We start from the raw sequence: 26,315 nt of genomic DNA on the forward strand, positions 1-26,315 counted from the left end.
TGCGCCTCCTTATCCCTCAATGTTGGCAGCTTTAAGGCCCTTTTTCAAGGAGCCATAGACCGTCACCGCATGGTCGGTGAACATCTCGTCGCAGTCAAACCAGGCGGTGAAGCTGCCGCCGGAGGTGACGGACAGGCTGGTCATGCTGATCCGCCGGGCAAGTTCTTCCTCCGTGATGGGGTCTGTTTCCGAATCGCGGGGGTTATCCTCATCCTGGGAGAGCCAGTCGTTGGCCAGCCCAGTCAGGTTCTTGGCCGCAAGCTCCCGCATGGCCTTGTCCCAGGTTTCACAGTCGGCCAGCAGCTTCTTGGCGGCACTGCGGGCGCGGGTCCAGGAGGGCTTGCTCTCCGCATTGACCTCAAGGGAAAGGTGCACATCCTTTCCGCACCACTGGATCTCGCCCTCAAAGGTATCATGGTCCTTGTCCAGTGTCAGTTCTCCCAGCACCTGGTCCTGGATCACCGCCGGCTTGTGGTACTCGTCCAGAACGGCCTGAAGCTCCGGGCAGTCCTCATGGGCCTTGACTATCTCGGAGATACACCAGGGCCACGCCACCAGATCCTTTGCCCATTCTTCTTTCATCCGGCGAATCTTCAGGCGGCAGATCTGCTCGCGGCCAAAGCGTCCCCAGCCCTTATCACTGTTTCGTTCCTCATCGGTGACTGGCCACTCCAGCCGCTCCTCTTTGGTGGTGACCTTGCCGGTGTCACAGAACACCACGCCCAGTGTCACGACGGTCATTTGCCAAAAGTTGCCCCTATTGTTGTATCCGCCCCCGATGCAGTTGCGGATTAAAGCCACCACTTCCTGCTCCTCGGGCTCGTACATCTCATAAAATTCTTCAAACATGGGTGCAGCCTCCCTTACAGCCCTTCCAGAACTGCCGCGATCTTGGGGGTAAACTCCGGAGGAATCTCCTGCTCCAGTGCGCCCTGGTAGGCCAGCACCGCCTGCCAGGAGTAGTAATAGAAGCTGTAAAACAGGTCATCTGGGAAGACCTCGTCCTCCTCGTAGCGCATCTCATCTTCTTCCTCGTCGTATTCCTCCGACCACAGGTATTCTTCCTTCAGCAGATCGGAGAAGTGGGGCAGGGGAGAGGCGTGCTCCAACTCATCTCCATCGTGGAAGCACTGGAGGATGCAGGCAAAGAAGTCCAGCAGCTCCCCGGCCAGAAAATGGGCCACGGAGTTTTGTCCGCTCTCCGCGAGGGCCTTCCCCAGAATCCGGCTCAGAAACACCATGCCGAAAGGGGTGGCGTGCCAAAGGGTACTCTGGTGCTCCATGTTGGTGGTGAGCTCATAGAGGGACTCTTTGACGGACGCCAAGTCACACATCTGCTCCAGTACCGTCAGGTGTGCGGGAAACTCCGTCCCCCGGCCATAGGCGGTGGTGAGCCGGTGCCACGGAACATCCGTGACCTTGAGTTGAGTAATATAGGTTCTGTTTTCTTCTGTCATCATGTTATTGCCCTCCTTATCCCGCCGCCTGCTTGCGGTATTCCTTCTCCAGCGCGGTGTACCACCGTTTCAGCATGGTTTCCAGGCTGGTTTTCCCGCTGCGGTCTGTAAAAACAAGAAACTTCTGCATCAGTCTGGGGAATAGATATTTGCCCGCTTCTGTCAAATCTTGATTGAGATAGACCATCCGAAGGATACGGCCCTGCCGGTCCAGAGGATTCTTTTTCAGCAGTTCCTTTTCAAAGCAGAAGCGCAGGAACACTACATTCTCGTCGTAGAAGTCCTCCACCACAGCCGCGCCAATGCTGGTGTAGGTGATGTCGTACACCAAACGGCTCCAGTCAAATTTCTCGGCATAGAGCAGTTTCAGCGCCTTCTCCCAGTGCTCCTCCGGAATCACCAGCATCCTGTGCCGGGCGGTGCTGGAGTAGCCGCGGTAGACGGGTTCCGGGTGTCCCAGCAGTTCGCTCACACTGTCGGCATAGACGAAGCACAACTCCTCGTCAAACAGGCCGCCGATAAAGTTACCATTGCAGTACAGCATATAGTTTTTGGACTTGGCCGGAGAGTAAGAGAGGCTGTATTCCTGGGAATCCAGGATGTTATGTACCTTGTTCAGAAAGTCTATCGATGTCATGACCTTACTCCTTATGCTTCAAACTCGCCCTCGATCATCCCGTTCAGATACCGGCCTGGGTCTGCAATGAAGTCATCCCATTTGGCCAGGGGGTGGAACTCCTCATGCTCAATGTCCAGATACCACAGCTTTTTGTCCCTGGGGCTCCAAAGCAGCAGGTAGTCGCTGTAGTTGTCCATCTGCACCATCAGGGAGAGCAGCTTCTTCCGTTTCCAGGTCATCTCCTGCACATCCATGTAGGAGTAGAGTTCTGCCCACTTCACCCATTCCTGCTCCGGAAATTCCAAACGCAGGGGGCCGGTTTTCAAGTATTCCACCAGCTTGACGGGCAGCTTGTAGGGCATGAGCTGCCGGACCTTTTCCTGCTCGTTGTGCCAGTCCTCCGGTTCCAGGGCCTTCAGGTAGTCAGCCAGCTCCTGATTTTTGTTCTGCACCGCCACGGTGTAAGGCCGGTCGCCGTATTTGTCGGCAATGGTGATGTCAGCTCCTTGCTCAATGAGCCAGCGCACCATAGGGAGATTTTTGTGTCGGACAGCTTCAGTGACAGGGGTGGAGGCGTTCGGAAACACCATGTCCGGCTTGTGGTAATTGATATCTGCCCCTTTTTCCAGAAGCAGGCGGGCAAGTTTGGTATTGCCCTCGGACACAGCGGCCCGGAATGCTTCGCCGCCAAACTTGTCCACTGTGATCCCGGCCTGTTCCAGCACCGGGATATTCTCCGGGCGCTTGCCCCAGCGCACTTCCTGGAAGGCCCGCTCTTTCTGCTTGGGACTGAGTTGCGTGGCCTGTCCAGCAAAGAGAGCGACTACCTCCGGTCCACAACAGCGGGCGGCGGTAAGCAGTAGGGGCTGTTCCTCTGCCAGACCGGGATCAGCTCCATGCTCCAGCAGGAAGTGGATCATGGGCACATCATTCCGAAAAACTGCGATCTCCAATGGCATCAGTTTGATATACTCACTAAGCTGGATGGGAACATCTAAATCCAGACCGCCTTGGAGCAACGCCTCCAGCACGGGAATATTATGGTCACAGATGGCGGCAGCCGTTTCCGGAAGAGTTTCCCAACGGCCAATATATGCAATTTGGTACATAAGGCACCTACTTTCGTTGTTGTTTCACTTGATAGGGTATCGTCCGGCCCAGTACCCGGCCCTTGCCAACCGCGTTGGCTCCCTCATAGATCAAAAATTCCGCATTATTTTCCAGCGGAGCGTAGTCAATAGTATCCGGATAGAGGGGCTGGGCATTTCCCAAAGCCGGTTCATCAAATGAACACTCAGTTCCGTCCAGAAAGCATACTCCCAGATATTCCGTGGTCCCTGTGACTGCAAAATGAGGACAATATTTTCCGCTGACCAGGCTGGGGGGTGTTTTCCGCTTGCCTCTCCAGAAGATGACCTCCACATGGAGCACCGCCCGGTTTTCATCTGTCCCAATCATGCCAGTCCCTCCTTCCGGCTTAATCTCCGAATCGCTCCGCAGCATCCTGGTAAACGGTGATGCTCTTAGCCACTTTCTTTTTCTGGCTGCGGATGCGGAAGTAGTCCCACAGAATGCGCTTCAGTTCCGGGTTCTCCACCTTGAGGGGCAGCAGGCTGATGAACATTTCGTCGTAGCTTCCATATAGCACACCGCCCCGATTGTAGGTCTGCCATGTCACCGTAGGTTTGCGGCCCTCCGGGTCCTTGGCCAGATCAAAGAGCCACCGCTCATCCAGATCCACATAGCGTTCAATCATAAACCTTGAGTCATAGGTTCCATAGCTATAATCCCCCCAGAAAATCAGAGCGATCATTCCATCCAGGCCCAGGCGTTCATAGGTCCAGCCTTCCGGATAACAGCGGTAATGGAGCATTCCCAACGCATGGAACAAATAGCCTTTTTGCGGCGTATCCAGAAGGGGCGAATAGGTCTCGTACACCTGCTCCTTGGGCTGGGTGATGATCTCCTTCATAAAGACCGGCATCAGCCAGCTGCCGCCGTAGCGTTCATTCAGCTCATCAGCCAATGCTTGCAGTCGCTCATCCGGGTTGCGGATCAGGGAGGCGGTCAGCACCACAGCGGGAATTTTCTCTTTTTCCTTGGGTGTGGCATCCCAAATGCGAAGCCCGTCCGTGATCCACCAGGAGGTGCAATCATCATCCGAATAAACAGGCGCGCGTTTCAGCTGGGCGATCCGCTGGGTGTTCTCCGCCAGAAAGCGGTACACCTCCAGCATTTTGGGAGAGGCTTTCCCCAACATCAAATGGAAACAGAAGTTCAGTTGTTCGATTTCCAGTGGCTTTGTGTCCCCCTCGTCCAGCAGATGGGAGAGAGTCTTCAGAATAACCGGGGCGATCTGCTCCGATACACAATCCGAGCAGGCATCCGACATGATATGGCTGCCCATCCATTTGCCCTTGACCAGTTTGGCCCACAGTGGGGCAGCGGGGGCATACTCCAGCTGCGCCAAGGCCTTCTGAGCAGCCGTTTTGCACTTGCCCTTTTCTGTATTCACAAGCTGGAACAGCAGTTCGCCGTTTGCTTCATCCTTGCCCAGCTCCAAAATGGCCTGTTCTCTCTTTACGCCCTTGGGAGGCAGTTGTTCTAAAGTCATCATCTATGTCTGCGCTCCTTCCTCAGTAATCCATCCCTGCCGCGCCAGCCAGTCATGCAGAATGGAGAGCAGCAGTTCCAAATCTTTATCCGTCATGGGAATCTTCTTTTTATATTTGGGCAGGGTCTTTTGCAGGAAAGACCAAAATTCTGTGCCCAGCAGTCGCTTTTGGGCATCCTTATCGTTCTTGATAGGAATTACATCTTCTTTATAGATCACAATATCCATCCCCAGAGAGCGTGATGCTTGCTCTACACGGTTAAGGGTGTACCAGCTGTGAGAATCATCGTTTTTATAAAGCCTCGCCTTGGACACCCAGCCGGAATCCCGGTCGAGGCACCGGAAACAAAAGCAGAAATCAAAATCCAAGTGGGAGAACCGCTCCAGCAGGATTGGTTCAAGTGCCGCTTTTGTTTTTTCGGCCGCCAATTCTGGATGACGGATAGCCTCTCTGGTGCTGGCGGGGAGCATTTCATGGAAAATCTCACTGATATAGGTCCAACCTGGCGTATCGCCCACCACGCTCAGTACCTTCATACCACATTCCTCCTATCCCACAATGGTGGTTTCCTTGACGGCCAGATTGTCGTAATTCATGGCGATTAGCTTCCCGGCGGCCTCTGGGGTACACATGAACCAGGTGCTCACGCCCCAGGCGTCCATCCTTGTAACGGTGAAAAAGTTGGTTTGGGCAGAAGTAGGTTCTCTTGCGTCAATATAGTAGTCGGAGTAGAGATACACCAGATCCACCTCCCGCTCCGGCAGCCACTTGGCCCGGTGCGCACGCGGTTTGCCATTTTTCAGAGTCTTTTCCCTGGGGTTCTCAAACCACGCCAGTTCCTTGAGCTTCAGACCGGTGAAGGTATCCATGAGCCGCTGGGCGATCTCCCGGTGGGTAAATACCCCGCAGTCCCAGGAGCCCATCAGCCATGTCTTTATAAAGTCGCCCACCTTGCTGCCAGGAGCAGGCGGCCCGTAGACGCTCTCATCCGCCCACATAACTTCTATCTTTTCACATTGATCTGGCCGAGGACAGGACTGCTTGTTGCCATAGCGGTACATGATATTCACATAGCCATAGTCTTCGCCGGTTCGGTCATGTCCGACGGCTTCAACTTTATAGGCGGTTATGGACATTGCGGTTCCACCTCCTGGGTCAGTGTAAAGTGATTGGAGTTAATCCTCCTCAAGTTGTTCCTGCGCCTCTTTGGGCAGGTCGTTCCATAAAATATCATATGTAAACTCCCGAATCTCCGGGTAACACTCCCGCGCGGTCTGTTCCGCAATATCCCGGTTCAAATAGTGCATCTCCTGATGGAAGAACCAGTTGAGCTTTTCCATCAGCCGGTAGAGGCGGATCTGTTCTTCTTGGTTCATGGGGCGCCTCCTCGGATTATCAAAGGATAGAATAGCTGTACTTACGCCAGCTCTGCGTCCAGAATCTGAACCTGTTTTCCACTCTCGTTCACATAGTAAAGGGCGATATAGTCGATGCCGTCCCGCTTGACCTGCTCCCAGGGCATACGCCCGCCGTTGATCAGTTCCACGGTATCCGCCTCATCCGGTTCGAAGTCCTCTTTTTCATCCTCGTAGTCCACGCTGTACCCCAGCTCCAGCACCAGCTTGGAGGCGGGGATCTCATACCGCTTGAGGGGGCGGTGTTCCAATTCAGATGGATCGTGTTCATCGCAGAACATATTGTCGTAGCCATGCCGCCCGCCGTCGAAGATGACAAACTCCTCACTGCTCTCCGGGTCGCGGGCCGCCACCAGTCCGGGGGCCTCGTCCCCATCTACAATATAGGATTGAGGCTCTCCCTTCACCGTGAGCAGATCTCCGTAATACCAAACCTCCAGCAGTTCACTGCCGGTGGTAGAACAGAGCGTCACGGTGGGCAGACGATTCTCCGCCCATCCTTTCACATGTCCGATGAGCCAGGTAGGATATTTTTCAGTCATCATAGTCTTTCTCCTCCTACTTCAATTTCAGCACAAATCCCCAGATGCTCACTACGATCAGGAGGACGCCCAGCAGGAAGAACACCACCCGCCGGTATCCTCTGCTGTGGCGGTGGGCATCCCGTGTGCCGGTGGGGTCGCAGAGCCAATTCCAGTTGCGGATCGCCCCAATTAAAATCACGGCCCCGATGAGCACCGAGGCAATGTACCAATGCTCCTGCAAAAATGCTGTGATCTGCTCGCTGTTCATTTACATATAACCCTCTTTCCATCATCAGGAGTTTCCTTTCGGATGATCTCCTCCCGCTCTTTCCAATCCATCTCCAAGGCTTTTTCTTCTTCTAAATATTTCTCGCAGTCCCGGACCAGTTTTTGGGCGTCCGGGTCATCCGGGGCCAGGGCAAGCCAGCGTTTTGCGTATGTATAGGCGGTGGCTGCGGAGCGGTATGCCATCAGGCAGGAATAGCCCATCCGGGCGTTCCAGTAGGGATCGTCCTCTCCCTGGGTGCGGACGGATTCCAGCAGATCAATGGCGTGTCGGATGAGATCCCCGTCCACTTCACCGTCGGTCCCATGCACTCCATGATTTCCCAGGACCGCCAGATTGCTGTAAGCCCTGCTCAGTTTAACGGTCAGCAAATAACCTCGCTCCTGCTCCGGGATGGCTTCGATAGCCTCAATACATCGGGAGAACTCGTCCGCATCATTCCACTGCTCAATATACTCCAGCAGTTTTGTTTCTTCTGTCTGATTCATCGTTTCACCGCCTTTTCTGTGTCATCCTTTGCCTTTTTTGAAGTGTCCGCTGCCCCGCCAGGTGTTGACTACACAGGTGAAGATCTGGCCACAGTGCTTGCACCGGATCATGTGAGCCATAATTTCGTCTGCCCATCCATCCTCAGTTTTTACCTTCTCCAGCGGACAGGTGGACTCCTCTGTCATCAGTTCAAATTGGCCTTGTCCCACCAACTGCTGAATATAAGCAATGCAGGCCAGGTAGTCCTTTGGGGCGTCAAATTTTCTCCATGTTTGAATGTTTCGGCAGCTCGCACATAGTGGATGCCTCCTCCTGTAAACGGTTGTTGTCAGCCCTGTATATCAGCGTCAACGGGGCCTTTTTTCAGTGTCCCATCCACAGTGACCACATGGCCCCAGAACATATTGTCGTCCTCATACCAGGCGGTAAACCGGCCGCCGGGAGATACTGTAAACTCAGTGAGCAGGATGCGCCGAGCAAATTCCTCCTCCGTGATGGGGTCTGTTTCTGGGTCCCGGTCGGTCTGGTCATTGTCCGCCAGCCATTCGTTGGCCTGAGCAGTGAGCTTCTGGGCGGCCATCGCCCGCAGGGACTTATCCCAGACTTCCTGATCTGTCAGTAGTTTTTTCATCACATTGGTGACTCGGGTCCAGGACGCTTTCTTTTCAATCTCCACATCCAACGAGAACTGGACTTCTTTTCCCATCCACTTACAGGTCCCGTTGAACATACTCATTTCACGATCCAGCGTGAGGGTCCCCAGCACTTCGTCCTCCAGAAGTATAGGCTTTGTGTACTCCACCCAGATTTCCTCCAAAGCCGGACAGGGTACACCTTCCTCCAGTACCTCTGTGACATACCACTGAGGTTCTCTGAGGGAATCACCTTTCCAGCCGTGGGCCTTGATCCGGTAGACCTGGCCCTTGGCAAACCGCTTGGAATAGTCGCCGGCATCCCGTTCCTTGTCTGTCAACGGCCAGCTCAGGTAGCATTGGCCGGAAACCACCTGTCCAGTCTGGACATCTGCCATTGCGAGGGCATGGGTATGCGCCGCCCAAAAGGTATCCAGAAAGGTTTTGTCTGCGCTGATACCGTCCTGAATCAGTACCAGCTTTTCCTCATCTTCTGGGGCGTACAGGGCAATAAAGTCCTTGACCGTTCTCTTTTTCATAGCGTTCTCCTTACGCAAATACTTGCTGGTATTTCTCTTTCAGTTCCTTCGGCGCCGACTTGATGACCTTGCTGCCGCCGTTTTCGGAGGACGGGCCCCAGATGGCCCAGAGTAGACTCTGCCAAGCGATGGCCCGGAATTTCGGGTCTTTGTTTTCTTCCGGCAGAAGATAAGCGGAAAAACGGTGTTTGACTGTCTGCAGCGCATCCAGGCTTTCCGCATTGGCGATCAGGCTGCGGAATTCCCTGGCAGGCTCCAGCCACTGCATAGACAATGCGCCCCGCACCAATACCCCCAGCGTCCATGGTTGAAAACCAAACTTCCGGATCAAGGCATGAAGGAATTTCTCTTGCAGGGAGGAGTGCTCATCGTCACAGAGATCCAGATACTCCGTCACCAGCGGTGCCCACTGTTCTCCCTCTAGCCCCAGAGCAAACACGGCGAAGGTACCGGGCATGGCGCAGGCTTCATCGGGGAGGTTGTTGTACCACTCAAACTCCCGCATAGCCAGACGAGCGTATCGCTCCATAGCCGGATGAAGATTGGGGTGCTGCACAGCGCAGGCAAAGAGCTGATTGACTCCCTTCTTGGGCAGGCCCGGAATGGGCAGATAGAGTTTTTCCTTCCCGCGGAACTCGATGGAGTAGCTGCGGGGAAACTCCGGCTGCTCCAGCACCGCACACAGGTAGTCCAGGATTTCCGCATAGCACTCCTCGGTGGAGTCCCTGGCGGTGATGCGGATGGTGGCGAAAGCATCGTTGGCCGAAGCGGTGAAATGCTCCGTCTTACGCTGCTGGATGTCCTTTGGCAATTTGCCGCTGCCATTGGTTTTCAGTTCCTTTACCATGTCGGGACGGAGCTGGGAAACCAGACCGAGGATGTGTTCGGTTTTAAGAGATTCAAAGCTCTGTCCATACATCGTGCAGCAGACGGCCACATAGCAGGCAAAGCGCAGCAGCCCTTCGTCCACATCCTCCGGCCGCAACTCCGGCCACACCGTACAGGGGGGAAAGACTGTAAACCCATCGTCCCGCTCTCCCACAAGGAAGAACCGCTCCTGCACCTGCTGTTCTATATACTTCTCCAATGTATAGCGGATCTCTTCCCAGCCAACCAGCCGCCGCAGGGCATCGCAGAAGATAACAGCTTCCTCATAGGGGAATCCCTGCAAAGGCAGTTTGGACAGATACCGCTCCAGCAGATGGCTGGGAAGAAAGGGTGTTCCGCTTTGGGTCCGAACGACCACCGGATAGCCGGAATGGTTTTCTTTTGCAGTTCCATCCAACACATCCTGGATGCACTGATCGGCGTGTTCCAGCACCTCGGGGTCAGTATCCGGTTTATGGATCAGGTAGTAGCGGCCATGCACGCCGTCACGCTTTGGCAAGCTCATAGCAGGCCACCACTTTCTTCCAGGTTCTCCATTATCGGAATAAAAATCTGTCGGTATAGTTCTTTCAGTTCCTCTGAAGCTGATTCCACCACTTTCTGACCACCCTTGGCGCTGGCTTTGCCCCAGATCACATAGCAGACCGTTTCCCATGCGTATTGCAGCACTTCCTCCGGGCTGGCTTCTGTTTCCTCGGTGGGTTCTTCATCCTCGTCATCGTCGTCCTCGTCGGAGGAGAAACCGCTTGGAACGATCTCAGACAGGTGGATTTTTGCCTCCAGCAGAGCGTCCAGGCTCTCTGAGTTTGCCATCCATGCGGCATAGTCCTTGGAATACTTCATGTTCTGCATGGACAGCACCCCACGGACAAATACAGGGACGGTATCGGCGGTAAATCCGAACTGTTTTACATACTCTCTGAGGAATTTTTCCTGTAAGTGGGAGTGCTCATCATCACAAAGGTCGAGATAATCCCAGATAAGCTGCCGCCACTCTTGCCCCAGCATTCCCAGGGCAAACACGGCAAAACTTCCCGGGAGAGCGCACTGCTCATCACTGAGATTGGTGTACTGCTCATACTGCCGCATGGCAAGCCGGGCGTACCGTTCCATCAGGGGATGGAGGCCGGGGTACTGTACGGCACAGGCAAAGAACTGGTTTACTCCCTTTTTGGGCAGTCCTGTGATGGGAAGATAACTCTTTTCCGGTCCTTTGAACTCCACCGCATAGCTGCGGGGAAAATCCTCCTGCTCCAGAAGCTCACACAGGTAGTTCAGCACTTCGGCATAGCATTCCTCTGTACTGTCCCTGGCAGTAATACGGATCACGGCAAAGGCATCGTTGGCCGATGCGGTGAAGTGCTCTGTTTTCCGCTTTTGCAGAGAGCGCGGCAGCCTGCCGGTCCCATGTTCCCGGAGCTTTTTCACCATATCCGGACGGACTTTCTCCACCAATCCAAAGAGGTAATTGGTGTCCAGATACTGAAAGTCCATACCATATACCTTATAGCTCACCGCCACATAGCAGGCAAAACGCAGCAGCGTCTCCGGGACCTCCTCTGCACGAATGCCTGGTTTCAGGGAATACTCCCGATCCCAGAAGTGATCATCTTCATTGCCTGTTGCAACAAAATACTTCTCTTGCAGCTCCCGTTTCAGCATATCAAGTAGATGGTGGTCAATTTCACCCCACCGGCTCTGGCGGCGCAGGTTTTCGCTGAAGGCGATGGCCTTTTCCGCATCCAGGGTCTCGGCCCGCTGTATTTCGGTCCACGCCCTAAGCAGTTGCCACACCTCAAAGGGCGCACCTTGACTGCTAACCACTACCGGCGGCCAGAGGGAATCAAGCCGCGTGATTCTCCCGTCAATGGCATCCTGGATGCACTGGTCAAAGAGCGGCTGCAGTTCCTCCTGTACCTCGGGCTTCATCCAGTAACAGCGCCCGTCCGCACTGTTGAACTTTGGCAAATTCATAGCGATTTCCTCCTATCAGGTCTGCTGGTGCTGCATGGATACGATCTGGCAGTCGGGGCAGAACTCGATGTAGAGTGTGCCCTCTGTGCCGTCCATCAAAGTATCCCACTGGATCTGGGCCAGATATTTCATGGGCTTTCCGCAGTAGGGGCAGGCGGTGTATTCCCAGTCCTGCACCCAGTTGGCAAAGCCGCCGACGGTGTTCACATCGTCACAGGCGGCGCCATAGAACAGGGGCACAGGCGCACCGCCCAGCACGAAGGGATTTTCGGTAAGGGACCTGTAGTCCTCCGGCCGGACATAGCAATCCGTCTTCTCCGCCCCGTCAAAGAGCTCGGAGGGAAAGACCTCTACGCCGCCGTCCAAAGTATAGCGGTTGAAAGCGGGGCCTTTCAGAAAGCCCACGCAGTTGGGACAGCAGGTGGCGGTCAGAATGCCGTCCAGCCCCAGAAACTTCAGCCGCTTGTCCCAGCCGTCCAGCACCAGCATGTCCGCCATCCGCCCGCCGCAGTGGGGACAGGTGTCCTCCCGTGCCCGCCCGATGCGGACGGGGGACACTTCGCCGGGGGCTCCCTTGACGAAGGAAAAGCAGGTATCGAAGTTGAGTTGGGTCCGTTGTCCCTTTTTATTAAAGGTCCAGCCGCCGCACTGGGCGTAAATGGACGGGTCTACATAGAGCTTCTTGCGCCAGGAGCGGGGATGATTCTCCAGTTCCAACAGCGTTTCCAGTGCCCGGCCATCACCCTGGAAAGCAAGGCAGCACATCAGGTTGGACGCTTCACTGGAATCCTCCGTGGACAGCAGCGCGTGGATCAGGCCCTCCCCCACATCAGCGGGAGCGTGATAATAGATCTCACAGGGCCAGAACACCCCTGCGGCCAGCGCCGCCCGCTGGATTTCCGGGGTGATGGCGTCCCGGTAGCCCAGAAGCTGCCAGAAGTCGGTACATTCGGGGTCCTCCATATCAGCAAGCCGATGGATGTTCTGGATCAGGTTTCTCTGCTTCTCGGCAATCTGTTCCGGTGTCCAGGCCAATGCAGTTTTTCGCTCCTGCTCACACTTGCATTTCCAGCACAATCCGTCATAGCCCAAAGGGGTCCCACAGCCGGGGCAGGTATATTTCAGGCTCATATTTTTCGACTCCTTTCCGATGATAGAAAAACGCCCCGCGACGCTCTGTCACTTGGACAGGCTGACGCGGGGCGTGAAAAGGCCGCGAGGGAAACACCACATCCACCGGCGGATGTGGTTTCTTCTTGGGAGAAAATCAGTTTTTTATATAGAAACGAGGCCGTTATTGGATGATTCATACGCATTTTCCAAAGGTTCCAGATGTATTACTCCAGATTCTATACATACAGTGTACACTCTGATTATGTCAATGCTTGTACGGCTGGAGGATTCGTTCAAAGGAAATGATATGCTGGAATCGTTTATTTTCATCATACCGAATTACGAGAAAATAATCAACCAAAATTTACATTAATCTTAACAGGAAAAAGCTTTTACCTTCCGGTTCGTATCATGTCCCCCTGATCCTGTACAATAGCGATATCTGGACACCAAAGGAGATACCGCTATGGAACCAAAATGCCACAAATTCACCCCCGGCCTGCTCCGCCGCTATGCCCTCCATCTGCGGGAGGAGGAGCGGGCGGACAGCACCATTGAAAAGTACGTCCGGGACCTGGAGGCCCTGGGCCGCCATCTGGCGGGGCGGCCCGTCACCAAGGCCGCCCTGATCGGCTGGAAGGAGGAACTGACCGCCGCCCACGCCCCGGCTACAGTCAACAGCATGATCGCCGCCGTCAACGGCTTTCTGCGCTTCATGGGCTGGCGGGAGTGCGCCGTGAAGCTGCTGAACATTCAAAAGTCCCCGTTCTGCGACGAGGGCCGGGAGCTGACCCGGAGCGAGTACGTCCGGCTGGTCCGGGCGGCGGAGCTGGACGGGAACCGGCGCCTCGCTCTGGTCCTGCAAACCATCTGCGCCACCGGCGTCCGGGTGAGCGAGCTGAAATTCATCACTGTGGAGGCCGTGGAGACAGGCCGGGCGGAGATCGCCAACAAGGGCAAGCGGAGGACCGTCTTTCTCCCGGACAAGCTGCGCCGCCTGCTGCGAACATACCTCCAGGCACAAAAAAAGACCGCCCAACCGGCGGACGTCAAAAATCCTGTATTCACCACCCGGACGGGCAGGCCCCTGGATCGCTCTAACATCTGGCGGGACATGAAGCGCCTGTGCGACAGCGCCGGGGTGGAGCCGGGAAAAGTCTTTCCCCACAACCTGCGCCACCTGTTCGCCCGGACCTATTACACGCTGGAAAAGGATCTGTCCCGGCTGGCGGACATTCTGGGCCACTCCAGCGTCAACACCACCCGCGTCTACACCATGGAGAGCGGGGCCGTCCACGCCCGGCAGATGGAGCGCATGGGCCTTGTCTTGACCACATAGTTTCCGTTCTGTTGTAGTCCATTTTTAGATAAAGGCCCAAATACACTTTGGGACAGGCCCATTATACCCCATTTCGACAAAAAGCACCAGCCAAAACTGAATTTTCCCACGCCAAAGCAGACGGCGCAGAACAAACCACCTGCCCCGTCTGATTGGCACGCCGAAAATCGGAAAATCACTTGCTATTTTCCCACTTTAAGGCTATAATCCACTTATGTAATGCTACATATATTGGCAGGACTACAACAGAACGGAAATTCTGTTGTGGTCTTTTTTCCTGCCCAAAACGACAGAACGGAAAGAATGTTGTTGCGGACGTTCTTTCCACAGTAGAGACGGGCGGGAGCCTGTCAAAAGAATTGGGGGGCGTTGCCGGAATAGTCAAGTGTCACGTTTTCCCGGCCTGTGGGGGCAGGCATAAATGATTTTTACATAGACAGAGAGGAGAAAAACGGAATGAAAAAACGATGGTTGGCAAGCTTTCTATCGCTTTGCTTGCTGGTGGCCCTCCTGCCAACGGCGGCGATGGCCGTGGACGAGGTGGAGGATCCAAAAGTCTTTACAATAAGCGACTTCATTGAAGCCCAGGCGGACGGCACCTACGACAATTCCAAGGATGAAAACTACGAAACAAATGCCCAACATGTCACCTACACCTACGATGAAAACAAGACGTGCTCTTATAATAAAAAAGACGATGAGGGTAAATATATCGAAGGAAGTCCTTATTGGGTCAAAACAGTGACATTCAAAGGGATCACTTTTAATAATCTTGTTGTTGGCTCCGATGAGATAAAAACGCTGCAGAGCGTTATCATGAACGGCAGAAGGACCGATACCTCGAATCAGTTCCAAGCATCCATTGAGGTTAAGTTTGAGAACTGCACCTTTAATCAGACATCCGGCACATTGCAGGTCTACCAAATCATGCCCTGCAATGTGACAAAGTATTCCTTCGATGAGTGCTCGTTCAACCAAAATGTAGCTTCGCAGTATGCGATTACCCTGAACGCATCTGAAACTGCTTATAAAACACCCATCTCTTATGAGATTACCAACTCTCATATCAGTTCCAAAGGGAGAGGCATCAACATCACTGCTGGCACCGAACAAGAGACGCTGAATGAAGTTAATGGTACGCCTCACATTATTATCAGCAACAATGCTTTTGAGTTGCCGAAGTTAAGTGACAGCAATATGGCGGTTCAGATCGCTGGCAACTGGAGTGCCGCGAATTTGGACAGTGCCGAGGACGCCTTGATCACCATATCTGACAACACCGTTGACGCTTATACTGCGGTCCGTATCCATGATTCCATGGGCAAGAACACGGGTGACAGTGCAAAATATTTAGTGTCCTTTTCCGATAATACTCTGCTCAACAGCACTCAAGCTATTGTCGCTAAAACCGGCACCAATAGCGATGAGAATGCGATGCTGGAGGCGATCAGGGACGCTTATCAAAGTGCCGAGGACGGTTTTATTACGCCTGCCACCAGCGTCAACCTGAATTCCACCACCTTGTCCCTGTACAGTAACACAGAGCCCAACACTGCTACGCTCACCGCCACGGTGCTCCCGGAGAACACCACAGACGAGGTGGTTTGGACGAGCAGTAACACTGATGTAGCAACTGTTTCCGAGGCCGGCTTAGTAACGGCTGTCGCTGATGGGACCGCCATCATCACGGCTACGGCTGGCACCAGAGAAAGTGCTCCCTCTGCCTCCTGCACCGTAACTGTGACCGCCTATACCTCCGGCGGCGGTTCTTCCGATGATGACGACGACCCCACTTACAGCGTTACCCTGCCCAAGAACGTGAAGGGCGGCGAAATCAAGACCAGCCACCGCTACGCCGAGCAGGGCGACACCGTCACCATCACCGTCGATCCCGACAAGGGCTATGAGCTGGACGAGCTGACCGTGACCGACAGCAAGGGCAGGGAGCTTGACCTGACCGACAAGGGGAACGGCAAGTACACCTTCAAGATGCCCGGTACCCGTGTAGAGGTGGAGGTCAGCTTCAAGCTGGTCGAGACTGAACCGGAAGCCCCCGCCTTTGCGGATGTGCCCGCCAGCGCCTACTACGCCGACGCGGTGAAGTGGGCCGTGGAGCAGGGGATTACCTCCGGCACCTCCGCCACCACGTTCAGCCCGGACATGAGCTGCACCCGTGCTCAGATCGTTACCTTCCTGTGGCGGGCCAACGGCTCCCCCAAGGCTGACGGGGCCAACCCCTTCACCGACGTGAGCGCCGACGCATACTACTACGACGCAGTCCTGTGGGCCGTGAAGGAGGGCATCACCAGCGGCACCAGCGCCACCACCTTTGCCCCCGATATGACCGTGACCCGCGGCCAGACCGTCACCTTCCTGTACCGCGCGGCCGGCGCTCCGGCTGTCACCGGCGGCAGCTTTGCCGACGTGGCCGCTGACGCTTACTACGCCGACGCCGTGGCTTGGGCTGTGAAGGAGGGTATCACCTCCGGTACCGGCGGCAACAGCTTCAGCCCGGACGCCCCCTGCACCCGTGGGCAGATCGTGACCTTCCTATATCGGGACGCCAAGTGAGCTGAAAACTCTTTACAAAAGATATGACCCCTGAATAGACCCCAGTAAAGTGGAGGGCGGGACGGCACAGCCGTCCCGAGCAGCCATGGCTCTGAGTCTGGTCGCCTGTGGCGGCACGGCACAGCCGTCCCGCCCTCCCTGTCTGTGCGGAATTTGTCGGAAAATAAACCGCGCCGTGCGATTTATTTTCATGGCGCGCCAAAGAACAGGGGATGCGAATGAGTAAACGCCCCTTTTGACTTCCCTCCGGGCAGGCCGCCCGACTACGGCCTCAATCAAATTTAGGCGGGGATACTTCGTTGCCCGCAAAGGCATTGGGGCCGGGATTGGACATGGAGAAGTACATCTTTGCCGCCTTGGTCGTACCAAAGTCCCGGTTGGAGCCGCTGTCCTGGACCTCGTTGAAGGCGTCCCGGAACATCTGGTTGTGGGCCTCCTCCCGGTTGAGAAGGAAGTCGATGGTCTCCCGCACCTTCGTGTCGTCGATCTGGCGATACAGATATTCATAGACTACCTTGGCTCGCTGCTCGGAGGCGATATTGCTGAGAAGGTCGGCGCACAGATCGCCGGTCACGGTCACATAGTCGGCGGTCCAAGAGTAGCCGGAGGCGTTGATGAGTCCAGGGTTCAGCCCCAGAAGTACATGGCTCTGAATTTCGCCCGCCTTGACCTGCTCCGCGCCTACATCGTGGCCATTGAGCAGATTGATGGTCTGGGCGACCATTTCCATGTGCCCCAGTTCCTCCGCTGCGATGTCCAGAAACAGATCCTTGATCTTCTGGTCCTTAATGCGGAAGCTCTGGGACATATACTGCATGGCGGACTTCAGCTCGCCGTTGCCGCCGCCCAGCTGCTCCTGCAGCAGCGCGGCGTATTGGGGGTTGGGCCGCTCTACGGCCACTGGATGGAATAACTGTTTTTCATGCTTGAACATGGCTACCGCTCCTTTTTTGTGGTAACCTTATTTTGCGTGTTCCCTATGGAAATATACCGTGCCGAAGGGACTGAACTTAGAAAAGAAGCGGTAAGATATAGTATGTTTTGGGCTTGCTTTCCAAGGAATTCCGGGGTATGATGTAGGCACACAAGATCATCGCCTGAAAAAGGCACGTGCCTTTTTATTTCCGCTTTGCGGAAATAAAAAGGCACGTGCCTTTTTATTTCCGCTTTGCGGAAATAAAAAGGTCTTGATTACGGTGGAATATAAGGAGGGGAAAACATGAAAACAGGCAAAAAGTTGTTGGCTCTGTTTCTGGCGGTCATTATGACAATGAGCGTGATGACCGTTGGAACATTTGCGGAGGAATCGGGACAAGAGTCTGGAAGCGCCGCGGAGCAGATGGAATCTACCGCTGGGAACATCCCTGGCGGACCAGCGAACTCCCCGGCGGATGAGCCAGTAGACGGGCCTGAGAAAGCATCGCAAGTCAGCGTCTCGTTTGGAACAGATCCGGCTCGTCTGTTTAGTACCAGCTTTACACTTTGGGCAAATGATACATACTATCTCGCCAATAATCCGATAGGGGATGTTCCGATTTCTTGGGAGGAAGTAGAGCGGGCGGGCGGCCTCTATGTGCACATTTCCGGCGGCACGAATGTAGAGATCGCGGCAGAAGTGGGTAATAATACCTTCAAAATTGAGTCCGTTTCGCCTAAGGAACCAATTCTCTTTCCCGCCAAGCTGTTAGCCGGCGCCGGAGAGAGCTATCAAATTTATGTAAAAGTTGATGGAGCAAAGTATAACCTGTTCCTTAGTGGTCCTGGAAACAAAACCGCGGAGCTGGTAACGTCCGGCGGAACGCCTTATGCTCAAAATGACGAGGTTCTGGCCCTGGCAAAGAGCTGTGTGGGAGATTATCGGTCCGGGCAATTCGTCCTGCATATCACAGAGAAGGACGGGGCGGTTTATGCCGCGTTTGACGGTGCGGAAAACTGTGAGAACAAGGAACTGACATTCCCTGAAGGGCATGTTACCTATGATCCTGCGACCGGCGAGTTGTCTAAACCGGACTTTTCGTTCAGTACATATACTGGCACCTGTTACCTGAATGTATCTGGAAATACGCTGGTCACTGTCGGAGACACGAAATATTATTCTGACTTGGCCAATCGAGTCAAGCAGACAGTTCCAGGCGGCAGCGTCTTTACAAAACAGGAAAAGGCGGCCGAGATCAATGGAACTCCATACTTCTCCCTTGAGGAAGCCGTTGCCGTAGCCAACCGGATGGAGGGACCTACTGTCATTGAGCTTTGCAGGGACATCAATTTGGGAGCGGACCCGGTCCCGTTGACTATTTCGGCTGGGAAGGAGGTCACCATTGATTTTAAAGGGTTTACCGTCACAGGTATCGCCAACTACTCCAAAGGATTGTTTGTCAATTTGGGGACCCTGACGCTGAAGGACAGCAGCGGGAAAAAAGGCGGGATCGACTGCGCCGGGAAATCCAGCGGCTGTGGCGTAATCAATGGAGATAAGGACCTTAATGGCGCAACTGGAAATTTAGGGAAGCTGACCCTGGAGAATATCAAAATCACCAGCGCTGGAACCGGCGTCTATAATAAGGCCGGAAGCACTGCGACGATCAACGGCTGCGAATTCTCCGGGAGAGCTTGCCTTGTAAACAACGGGATCATCCTTACCCTTGCCGATACCAAAATGACAGCGGATAGGGTGGCGATCAAGTCCCAAGGCGCCGATGAGACGCAGACAAAAATAGGCACGATTACGAACTGTACGATCCATGGAGAGGCCGGGTATGCGCTGCAGGCGATGTCTCTTATTGAGAAGGTGGAGGACTCTGTGCTGACCTCCGGAGATAGCGCGGTAATCCAACTGTCGGCTGCTGGCAGTAACGCAAATCCGGAACTGCGCTGCTTGAAAGAAACCACGGTAACGGCCTCAAAGGGCGACGCCATTCATGTCTATGGCGGGGCAGAGGTGACGATTGAGAGCGGTAATTACCAGGCGGGTCCCGGTAAGCTGGCGATAGCGGATAAAGCGATGGCGGGTTCCACAGTAGCGGTTACCATTACTGGCGGCACGTTCTCCAGCGATGTGAGCGAGTATTTGCCGGAGGGCCTTGGACAGGATGCCAACGGTACTGTGGGCAAAGTGGAGGCCGGTTTCGCCGCTGCCAAAATCGGTGATACCTATTATCAGACGCTGGCCAAGGCGATTGCTGCCGCAAAGGAAAACGACACCCTCACTTTGTTGAGAGATGTGGATCTTGGCAGTGACAGAGTTACAGTCAATAAGGCGGTTACTCTGGATTTGAATGGCTGCACAATTACAAGTTCTCATGCTACCAATACGCTGTGGCTGGAAGCCAGCCGTGTGACAGTTCAGGACAGCAAGGGGAACGGCAAGGTTACAAATACAGGTTCCGGCAACAACAATATCGCAGTTGTTGTGAATGGCAAGGGTACTGAGGCATATTTCAAAAGCGGCACAGTTTCCGGCAACTATGCGGTCTTTATTCAGAACGGCGCAAAGGCTGTCATTGAGGGCGGCAGATATACGGGAACCTATGGTGTGAATACAGTCGGTACAAATGATGAAACCAACAAGACCACTGTGGAGATCAGAGGCGGCGAGGTACAGGCGGTCGCGTTTGCGGTCTCTGGAAATGGTTCTTCCGACTATACGGAAACAGTGATTACTGGCGGCAGACTGGAATCCACAGAGGGGAATGTTATCTATCATCCCCAGGTGGGCGACCTGACGATCAAGGGTGATTCGGTGCTGATCGGGCCAAACGGTGTGCAGTATTGCGGCGCAGGTACGCTGACCATTGCCGAAAATGCTGCGATCACCGCAACGTTGCCCTATACGGAATTCCCCACCAAGCCTGCTTCTCAGGGAGATGGCAGTACCGACGATGGTGCGGCGCTGTCTGTTGTTTCACGCGGCGGTGGTTATCAGAGCGATGGTCAGAACATGACCGTGAATATCACTGGCGGCACGCTGACCAGCCGCAACAACGCGGCGGTTTCCATATACCGTCTGGCGCAAGTAAACGGTCAGTGGACGACAAATAACAATACCCGTGTTGAAAATTATCTTGCTGAGTTGACAGTCAGCGGAGGAAACTTCTCTGCTGGCAGCAAAAAGAGCGTTTTTGAAGTCGATACACTTGCCACTGATAAAGTCAGAGTTACCGGCGGTTATTTTACCTCTGATCCCAGTGATTATGTGCCTAAGGATGTGGAAACCACGCTCTATGTGGTCGCTTCCAACAAGACGGGCTACTCCTATATGGTTACCACCACGGCGCCTGTGGAGGTTGATCCTATTGTTATTGAGAAGACGAAGGCTGAAGTAAGCGGGAGTATTGGTTCAGAAGACAAGGCAAAGATCGAAGCGGTCATCGGCAAGGCGCAGGTCAGCGGTGTTTGTGACGCAGTGACGGAGTCCGCGCGGAATGCTATTATCAATCAGGTAGAGGGAGAACTTAAGCCCAAAGATAAAGTGGTGGTGGAGATCACTGTAAGCCTGACCGCCGCCAAGGCGGATTTGGCCACAGAGGGTAAGGTATTTATCTCCTATGAGGCGGATCCTGTGGCAAAAGTCACTGTTAACGGAGCGGTGGCAAAGGAAAATATCGATGTTCCCAATACCTATCTGGACGGTCATACACTCATTGAGGTCCGTCTGCCGATTCCCGGGGACATGGTTCCCCAGGAGGTTATGCACATTTCAGATAGTGGTACCCGTGAGCGATATCTGAACGATTCCGGCTTCACTGTGGAGGATGGCTGCGCGGTGCTGTATGTGAAGCATTTCAGCACCTTTGTGCTTAACGGCCAGTTGACAGTCGCCGCCAAGATCGGCGATACTGAGTATGGCACACTGCAGGAGGCTGTGAATGCCGCGAAGTCTGGCGATACCATCGTACTGACTCAGAACTGCGACGAGCCAATTTCTGTGTCCGGTAAAAGCGTAACCATTGACTGCGATGGTCATGCCTATGACGAGAACAAGATCACACTGGGCAGCCGCTGCGGCATGAGCGTGAGCGGCGATAAAATTTACATTACTTACTCAGCCCCCTCCGGCGGCGGATCCTCCTCCAGTAGCGGCGACTACACCGTCAGCGTGGGGGAGAGCAAGTATGGCACTGTCACCGTTAGTCCCAAGCGAGCGGACAAGGGCGACACCGTCACCATCACCGTCGATCCCGACAAGGGCTATGAGCTGGACGAGCTGACCGTGACCGACAGCAAGGGCAAGGAGCTTGACCTGACCGACAAGGGGAACGGCAAGTACACCTTCAAGATGCCCGGCACCCGTGTAGAGGTGGAGGTCAGCTTCAAGCTGATCGAGACTGAACCGGAAGCCCCTGCCTTTGCGGACGTACCCGCCAGCGCCTACTACGCCGACGCCGTGGCCTGGGCCGTGGAGCAGGGTATTACCTCCGGCACCTCCGCCACCACGTTCAGCCCGGACATGAGCTGCACCCGTGCCCAGATCGTTACCTTCCTGTGGCGGGCCAACGGCTCCCCCAAGGCTGACGGGGCCAACCCCTTCACCGACGTGAGCGCTGACGCATACTACTACGACGCAGTCCTGTGGGCCGTGAAGGAGGGCATCACCAGCGGTACCAGCGCCGCCACGTTCAGCCCGGACGCGACCGTGACCCGCGCCCAGACCGTCACCTTCCTGTACCGCGCGGCCGGCGCTCCGGCTGTCACCGGCGGCAGCTTTGCCGACGTGGCCGCTGACGTTTACTACGCCGACGCCGTGGCCTGGGCCGTGAAGGAGAGCGTCACCTCCGGCACCGGCGGCAACAATTTCAGCCCGGACGCTCCCTGCACCCGTGGGCAGATCGTGACCTTTATGTATCGGGGCGTACAATGATGTCACCTCCTCGCTCAACGGGACCTGCCAAACAACGTCTGCGCCGAATAAACAATAAAAAGAGGCCCGTTGCAAAACGGAACCTCAAAAAATAGACTAAATAAAGAGTTGCCAAGAACTGCCTGTTATTGCGGTTCTTGGCAACTTTTTTAGCGCATAAATTTCGTGTCCAAGGCTGGAAACCGTATTTTGCGACAGCCCTTTTTACTTGAAAATGAAAGGACAAAATTCGGTACACCATCCTTACCTACAAAAACCTGCCGTTGTTGCCCGATACAAAAATGGGGCCGCCGGCAAAACCCAACGAAGTGGTTTCGCTGGGAAGAGGACGACGAGGTTGTGTCCACGGAGCAGTTCATCCGCTGGGTGGATGGGTATGAGCGGGAACACAGTTTGAGGACCAAAAAGGTGGGTAAACCGGGAGACGAAAAGTGCGCGGGATAAAGTGGTGCTCTCGCTGCTTCAAACACCGTCCTACAATGCGGACTGGAGATATGGATCAGACCTGATACAGACCAGAAGAACAAAAGCGCCATACCGCTGGTCGAGAGTAAGAGCCGAAAGAATTCGTGGAAGAAGTCCCCGGTTCTACTGTGACTACATGACCACAGAGGACTGCTTCTCCGTCCTGCCGCCTGTGCCCGCCGCGGCAATTCGAACGACGGCACAGGGCAACGAGAAACACGTCCGCAGTCTGCTGTTCAAGCTGGCAGTGGAGATGGATATGATGATGAACATTCTGGCAGAGGCCATGGAGATCCCAGAGGAACAACTGAGAAAACTGCGTGTCTAGCGTGTCGGAGCCGCATCGAGGTTCGAGGGGGACGGCGTGGTACGCAAGCGGGAGGAGATGAAGATCCTCTCTAGGGAGGTCATGTAGAGGCTGCCGATCTAGGTGAAAGAAGAAAACTACTACGAGCTGTTTCTTCTGGAACTCGCAACAGGGCTTCGTCTGGGGGAACTGATGGCTCTCCAGTGGGACGATCTGAACATGATAATTGAGGAACTGCGGATCAACAAGCAGGTGAATATCGTGGGCTCAGAGCTAGTAGTCAACGAACTGAAGACCAAAGCGGGCGGTCCGAACCATGATCTAGCCGCAAGCAGTCAGAAAAGCAATAGCGGAGTATAAACAGGGTAAACTCCCGTTGGATGTTCCTTTCTTCAAAGAAAGAGAATCTGCCGTTATGGCTCTCTGTGGGACACCAGAGGCTACACCGGCTCTTGGGCCACACTAGGTGTGAGAGGGTCAGCTTCCACGATTTGCGCCACATTTTCGCAACCAAAGTCCTATCCCACGGAATAAACTTGAAGACACTGTCCACTATTCTAGGCTACTACGCTGAACACATATTCCAACGCCATGGACGAGACGACGCAAAGGGCGGCATTCACCGCCTCCCGCATGAGGTTGTGCCGGGTGGGTTCACCGCTCCTTTCAGCGAAGTAGATGCTCCCGGGCGTTTTCCCCTTTGGATTTTGGATGGTGGAAAGATGGTATTCCCTACATAGATCGTCCGACAACTGGTGAAACTGATAGAAGGCCCGTTTGCCACAGTTGAATTTCCTGCCATCCCACAGACCTATGGAATTGACCACAAAATGGTTGTGGTAGGTGCCGGTATTGAAGTGGGTGGTCTCAAGCACTTGGTATTCCTCATCCCACATCCGTTTTGCCAGTTCCACGCCCAGCCGGTGGCACCGCTCCGGAGTGACTTCTTCGGACTTGAAACTCTGGTATGCGTGGTAGGCCACATTCCCTCCCGCCTTGCCAAATCACTCTTTGACTGCCTGCATCCACTGAAAGGCGGTATCCCGGTTGCAGTTTACGCCGGTGACGAACATAGCCCGTTCCCCGCCTTCAGCGGTCTTGTCCATATTGGCAGCGTAGTGGAGCACGGATCGCAGGTCCGAATAGATGGTTTTGTCCAGGTTCTGGGCATAGTCCACCATACAGGAGAGGCTGTCTTTTGCGGGCCATATCTTAGTCGTCGTCACTGTCCGCACCTCAGCCTGCATAGTCGGACAGAATCTGTCCCGACAGTTCGTCCAGTTGGGCCACTGTTGGTTCCAGAGGCTGGCTGTCCGAGTTGATCGCGTACACGGCTGACCGCTGATAGAGGGCATGGAACCGCTGGTAAAGGAACGCTGCCGTGGATTTGCCAACTCCTACTCGCCGGAGATACCCGGACAGGGACAGGCCGCACTGCTTGGCCCTGACGTTTCCAGCTCCCGTTTTTTCTGTCAGTGATGTTGAGCCGCTCCTTTCCAACCATGGTGATAGGGGAGGAGCCCCTTTCGGCGCAAAGCGCCGCCCGTTTTTGGGGCACCCCCGGCGACATAAAAGCCATGCTCTCTACGATGAAGGGCAGTACGGAACAGGGCCCCACCATAAGGCAACTCTCTGAGAAAACCAGAATCATAGCCCTTACCGATAGAAGCCGCCCTCGGGACTTGGTTATCCTGGAAGGAGACGGCCGTTATGGGCTCGGACGGTAGTCCTACACTAAGGCTCCAGGGCACACAATCACTCCGAGCAGCAAGGTGGAAAAAGGGACTCTGCCGCTTCTTCGAGTGGTCCCCATACCATTGCACCTGTGATTTGCCCGCCTATAGCGGACAGATTCCACACCTGCGAGGAGAAATGTATTCCCTTTGATAGACTTGCCGCCGAAGAAAATAAATTTTTATTCTGTTTCGCCTGTGCTATACCTGCACACGCATTTTGGAGCGCAACCCCCCAAAAGACGGCTCTGAGTGCGGAGATGGCACGAAACCCTGCCAGACCTTTTTGACAAACTAAGAGGGCGCTTTCTGGTGGTGGAGAGTATTCTCTTTTTCCATTTTGCTCTTGGGCCTTTCTGTCCTCCTCCTGTCGCCTGCCCTTAGGGGGGCACATACCGAATGAGTATCATGGCCGTTTTTCACCGGGTAGCCCTGTCCTCGGGGGCTAACAGGCTGTCGGCATGAAAGCGCCCTGACACAATCCCCTCTCACTCCGGAGCCAGAGGCATCCGCTGCCCCACTTTCTGGGACGAGTTTGAGAAAATGCCTCGGAAACTAATTTTAGAGTACAGCGTATGCCCTGTACTGTGCTTGTGGGGCTGGTTTTTGGGGCCAGAAAGGTACGATCAGAGAAATACCCCCCTCTCCAGCAGGTGGGCCTCCAGCTTGCGAAGGTGCTCTGCGGCCTCGGACTTGCGGTTGGCGGCGGCAGCCCTGCAGATGACATTGATCAGAGAGAGACAGCCAGAGTAGCAGGGAAAATAATAACCAGAAGATACGGGACAATGGAAGGCCAAGTCTGCATAAGGCTGTGCGGGGGAAAGGACGGAATCGGTGATCAGAGCGATGGGGATCCCCTTGCTGTGCAGGTCGGCCAGAGCGCTTACCACCTGTGCGGTGTACCTGGGAAAGGCTAGGGCGATAACCAGGTCCTCCGGTTCCACGATAGTAAGGCGGTCCAAATAGTCCCCCACGCCGAAGGGTACGTCATATACCTTTAGACCCAGATAGCGCAGAAGATTGGCAAACAGGCTGGCTACGATGCCGGATGCCCGACCGCCGGTAATGTAGATATGTTTAGCCTGATCCATCTGGGAGAGCAGTTTGGGGAGATTTTCTTGGTTGACAGGGCTTAAGAGAGCCGCTTGGATGGCAGATACGTCGTCTTCCATCTCACAAGCAAAAAAATCTTTGTTGTCAGTATCTGAGGTGTCCTCAGAGATCTTATTGAACATTACCAGTTCGGAATGGGCGTAGTCGGCAAAGACATTCTTGAATTCCTTAAATTTACTAAATCCAACCCGATTGCAGAATTTTACGATGGTATTGTCACTGACCCCGATTTTTTTTGCCAAGGAAGAGATAGATAGGAAGGGAATCTGATTATAATTTTCCAGAATATAGGCCGCAACCAGCCGCTGGGCATCTGAAAGGGATGTCTGCGTATCACGGATTTGATTGAGAAGCTCCTGCAAAGTCATATTATTCGCCT

General features: G+C 54.5%; 26 protein-coding genes and 1 pseudogene. 6 read left to right on the forward strand and 21 right to left on the reverse strand.

Annotated features, from left to right (window positions below; genetic code table 11):
* Positions 1–9: 9 nt before the first annotated feature.
* Genes ACEVJK_RS11130 through ACEVJK_RS11210 form a run of 17 tightly spaced genes read right to left on the reverse strand, consistent with a single transcriptional unit; the run spans position 10 to position 12,569 of the window.
* Entirely contained in the window at positions 10–849 is an 840-nt protein-coding gene (locus tag ACEVJK_RS11130) for a DUF2262 domain-containing protein (RefSeq protein WP_186853043.1), read from the reverse strand.
* A gap of 14 nt (positions 850–863) precedes the next feature.
* Positions 864–1,457 (reverse strand): hypothetical protein, encoded by a 594-nt coding sequence (locus ACEVJK_RS11135; protein ID WP_147571691.1) that lies wholly within the window; start codon positions 1,455–1,457, stop codon positions 864–866.
* Positions 1,458–1,473: 16 nt separating this feature from the next.
* On the reverse strand, positions 1,474–2,094 hold the full coding sequence (locus ACEVJK_RS11140; protein WP_262670054.1) for a hypothetical protein: 621 nt from the start codon (positions 2,092–2,094) through the stop codon (positions 1,474–1,476).
* Positions 2,095–2,105: 11 nt separating this feature from the next.
* Positions 2,106–3,185 carry an ankyrin repeat domain-containing protein gene (locus ACEVJK_RS11145; protein ID WP_374740575.1) on the reverse strand — a complete coding sequence of 360 codons (1,080 nt, stop codon included), beginning with the start codon at positions 3,183–3,185 and terminating at the stop codon, positions 2,106–2,108.
* 7 nt (positions 3,186–3,192) lie between these two features.
* On the reverse strand, positions 3,193–3,534 hold the full coding sequence (locus ACEVJK_RS11150; protein ID WP_033120482.1) for a hypothetical protein: 342 nt from the start codon (positions 3,532–3,534) through the stop codon (positions 3,193–3,195).
* A gap of 19 nt (positions 3,535–3,553) precedes the next feature.
* Complete coding sequence (locus ACEVJK_RS11155) at positions 3,554–4,693, reverse strand: hypothetical protein (protein WP_374740576.1); 1,140 nt, start codon at positions 4,691–4,693, stop codon at positions 3,554–3,556.
* Complete coding sequence (locus tag ACEVJK_RS11160; protein WP_374740577.1) at positions 4,694–5,227, reverse strand: hypothetical protein; 534 nt, start codon at positions 5,225–5,227, stop codon at positions 4,694–4,696.
* A 12-nt stretch (positions 5,228–5,239) separates the two neighbouring features.
* Complete coding sequence (locus tag ACEVJK_RS11165; RefSeq protein ID WP_374740578.1) at positions 5,240–5,827, reverse strand: hypothetical protein; 588 nt, start codon at positions 5,825–5,827, stop codon at positions 5,240–5,242.
* Between the two features lie 39 nt (positions 5,828–5,866).
* Complete coding sequence (locus tag ACEVJK_RS11170) at positions 5,867–6,067, reverse strand: hypothetical protein (protein ID WP_147571296.1); 201 nt, start codon at positions 6,065–6,067, stop codon at positions 5,867–5,869.
* A gap of 41 nt (positions 6,068–6,108) precedes the next feature.
* The gene (locus tag ACEVJK_RS11175) at positions 6,109–6,651 is read right to left on the reverse strand and encodes a hypothetical protein (protein WP_374740579.1); all 543 of its coding nucleotides are present in this window, start codon (positions 6,649–6,651) and stop codon (positions 6,109–6,111) included.
* Positions 6,652–6,664: 13 nt separating this feature from the next.
* The gene (locus ACEVJK_RS11180) at positions 6,665–6,898 is read right to left on the reverse strand and encodes an immunity 17 family protein (RefSeq protein ID WP_002576934.1); all 234 of its coding nucleotides are present in this window, start codon (positions 6,896–6,898) and stop codon (positions 6,665–6,667) included.
* Positions 6,895–7,404 carry a hypothetical protein gene (locus tag ACEVJK_RS11185; RefSeq protein WP_147571294.1) on the reverse strand — a complete coding sequence of 170 codons (510 nt, stop codon included), beginning with the start codon at positions 7,402–7,404 and terminating at the stop codon, positions 6,895–6,897. The genes ACEVJK_RS11180 and ACEVJK_RS11185 overlap by 4 nt, the downstream gene beginning before the upstream one ends.
* 21 nt (positions 7,405–7,425) lie before the next feature.
* Entirely contained in the window at positions 7,426–7,737 is a 312-nt protein-coding gene (locus tag ACEVJK_RS11190; RefSeq protein WP_374740647.1) for a hypothetical protein, read from the reverse strand.
* On the reverse strand, positions 7,734–8,576 hold the full coding sequence (locus ACEVJK_RS11195) for a DUF2262 domain-containing protein (RefSeq protein ID WP_374740580.1): 843 nt from the start codon (positions 8,574–8,576) through the stop codon (positions 7,734–7,736). The genes ACEVJK_RS11190 and ACEVJK_RS11195 overlap by 4 nt, the downstream gene beginning before the upstream one ends.
* A gap of 10 nt (positions 8,577–8,586) precedes the next feature.
* A complete protein-coding gene (locus tag ACEVJK_RS11200) occupies positions 8,587–9,969 on the reverse strand; it encodes a DUF6138 family protein (RefSeq protein WP_374740581.1) in 1,383 nt (460 codons plus the stop codon).
* On the reverse strand, positions 9,966–11,438 hold the full coding sequence (locus ACEVJK_RS11205; RefSeq protein WP_340405602.1) for a DUF6138 family protein: 1,473 nt from the start codon (positions 11,436–11,438) through the stop codon (positions 9,966–9,968). The genes ACEVJK_RS11200 and ACEVJK_RS11205 overlap by 4 nt, the downstream gene beginning before the upstream one ends.
* A 15-nt stretch (positions 11,439–11,453) precedes the next feature.
* Positions 11,454–12,569: a hypothetical protein gene (locus tag ACEVJK_RS11210; protein ID WP_374740582.1), complete on the reverse strand. Its 1,116-nt coding sequence runs from the start codon at positions 12,567–12,569 to the stop codon at positions 11,454–11,456.
* Between the two features lie 448 nt (positions 12,570–13,017).
* Between ACEVJK_RS11210 and ACEVJK_RS11215 the strand changes: the two genes are divergently transcribed.
* Both ACEVJK_RS11215 and ACEVJK_RS11220 read left to right on the forward strand, forming a co-directional pair.
* Entirely contained in the window at positions 13,018–13,890 is an 873-nt protein-coding gene (locus tag ACEVJK_RS11215) for a tyrosine-type recombinase/integrase (protein WP_374740583.1), read from the forward strand.
* A 456-nt stretch (positions 13,891–14,346) separates the two neighbouring features.
* Positions 14,347–16,461, forward strand: coding sequence for an S-layer homology domain-containing protein (locus ACEVJK_RS11220; RefSeq protein WP_374740584.1), 2,115 nt, complete (start codon positions 14,347–14,349; stop codon positions 16,459–16,461).
* Positions 16,462–16,732: 271 nt separating this feature from the next.
* On the opposite strand, the gene ACEVJK_RS11225 is transcribed toward ACEVJK_RS11220, so the two are convergent.
* A complete protein-coding gene (locus tag ACEVJK_RS11225; RefSeq protein ID WP_374740585.1) occupies positions 16,733–17,395 on the reverse strand; it encodes a manganese catalase family protein in 663 nt (220 codons plus the stop codon).
* Between the two features lie 285 nt (positions 17,396–17,680).
* On the opposite strand from ACEVJK_RS11225, the gene ACEVJK_RS11230 reads away from it, so the two are divergent.
* The 4 genes from ACEVJK_RS11230 to ACEVJK_RS11245 all read left to right on the forward strand — a co-directional run bounded on the left by ACEVJK_RS11230 (position 17,681) and on the right by ACEVJK_RS11245 (position 23,830).
* Entirely contained in the window at positions 17,681–22,318 is a 4,638-nt protein-coding gene (locus ACEVJK_RS11230; RefSeq protein ID WP_374740586.1) for an S-layer homology domain-containing protein, read from the forward strand.
* 601 nt (positions 22,319–22,919) lie between these two features.
* The gene (locus tag ACEVJK_RS11235; RefSeq protein ID WP_374740587.1) at positions 22,920–23,111 is read left to right on the forward strand and encodes a hypothetical protein; all 192 of its coding nucleotides are present in this window, start codon (positions 22,920–22,922) and stop codon (positions 23,109–23,111) included.
* A 102-nt stretch (positions 23,112–23,213) separates the two neighbouring features.
* Positions 23,214–23,450, forward strand: coding sequence for a hypothetical protein (locus ACEVJK_RS11240; protein ID WP_374740588.1), 237 nt, complete (start codon positions 23,214–23,216; stop codon positions 23,448–23,450).
* 20 nt (positions 23,451–23,470) lie between these two features.
* The gene (locus tag ACEVJK_RS11245; RefSeq protein ID WP_374740589.1) at positions 23,471–23,830 is read left to right on the forward strand and encodes a tyrosine-type recombinase/integrase; all 360 of its coding nucleotides are present in this window, start codon (positions 23,471–23,473) and stop codon (positions 23,828–23,830) included.
* Here ACEVJK_RS11245 and ACEVJK_RS11250 read toward each other — a convergent pair.
* The 3 genes and pseudogenes from ACEVJK_RS11250 to ACEVJK_RS11260 all read right to left on the reverse strand — a co-directional run.
* Positions 23,822–24,079, reverse strand: a pseudogene (locus ACEVJK_RS11250) (relaxase/mobilization nuclease domain-containing protein); the annotation flags it as partial. The gene ACEVJK_RS11245 and the pseudogene ACEVJK_RS11250 sit on opposite strands and share 9 nt — an antisense overlap.
* Before the next feature lie 15 nt (positions 24,080–24,094).
* Positions 24,095–24,316, reverse strand: coding sequence for a hypothetical protein (locus ACEVJK_RS11255; RefSeq protein WP_374740590.1), 222 nt, complete (start codon positions 24,314–24,316; stop codon positions 24,095–24,097).
* Positions 24,317–25,449: 1,133 nt separating this feature from the next.
* Entirely contained in the window at positions 25,450–26,304 is an 855-nt protein-coding gene (locus ACEVJK_RS11260) for a MurR/RpiR family transcriptional regulator (RefSeq protein ID WP_240287919.1), read from the reverse strand.
* Positions 26,305–26,315: the final 11 nt, after the last annotated feature.

Origin of the sequence: Flintibacter sp. P01028, assembly GCF_041925235.1 — a bacterium.
In the GTDB taxonomy this organism is placed as follows: domain Bacteria; phylum Bacillota; class Clostridia; order Oscillospirales; family Oscillospiraceae; genus Lawsonibacter; species Lawsonibacter aceti.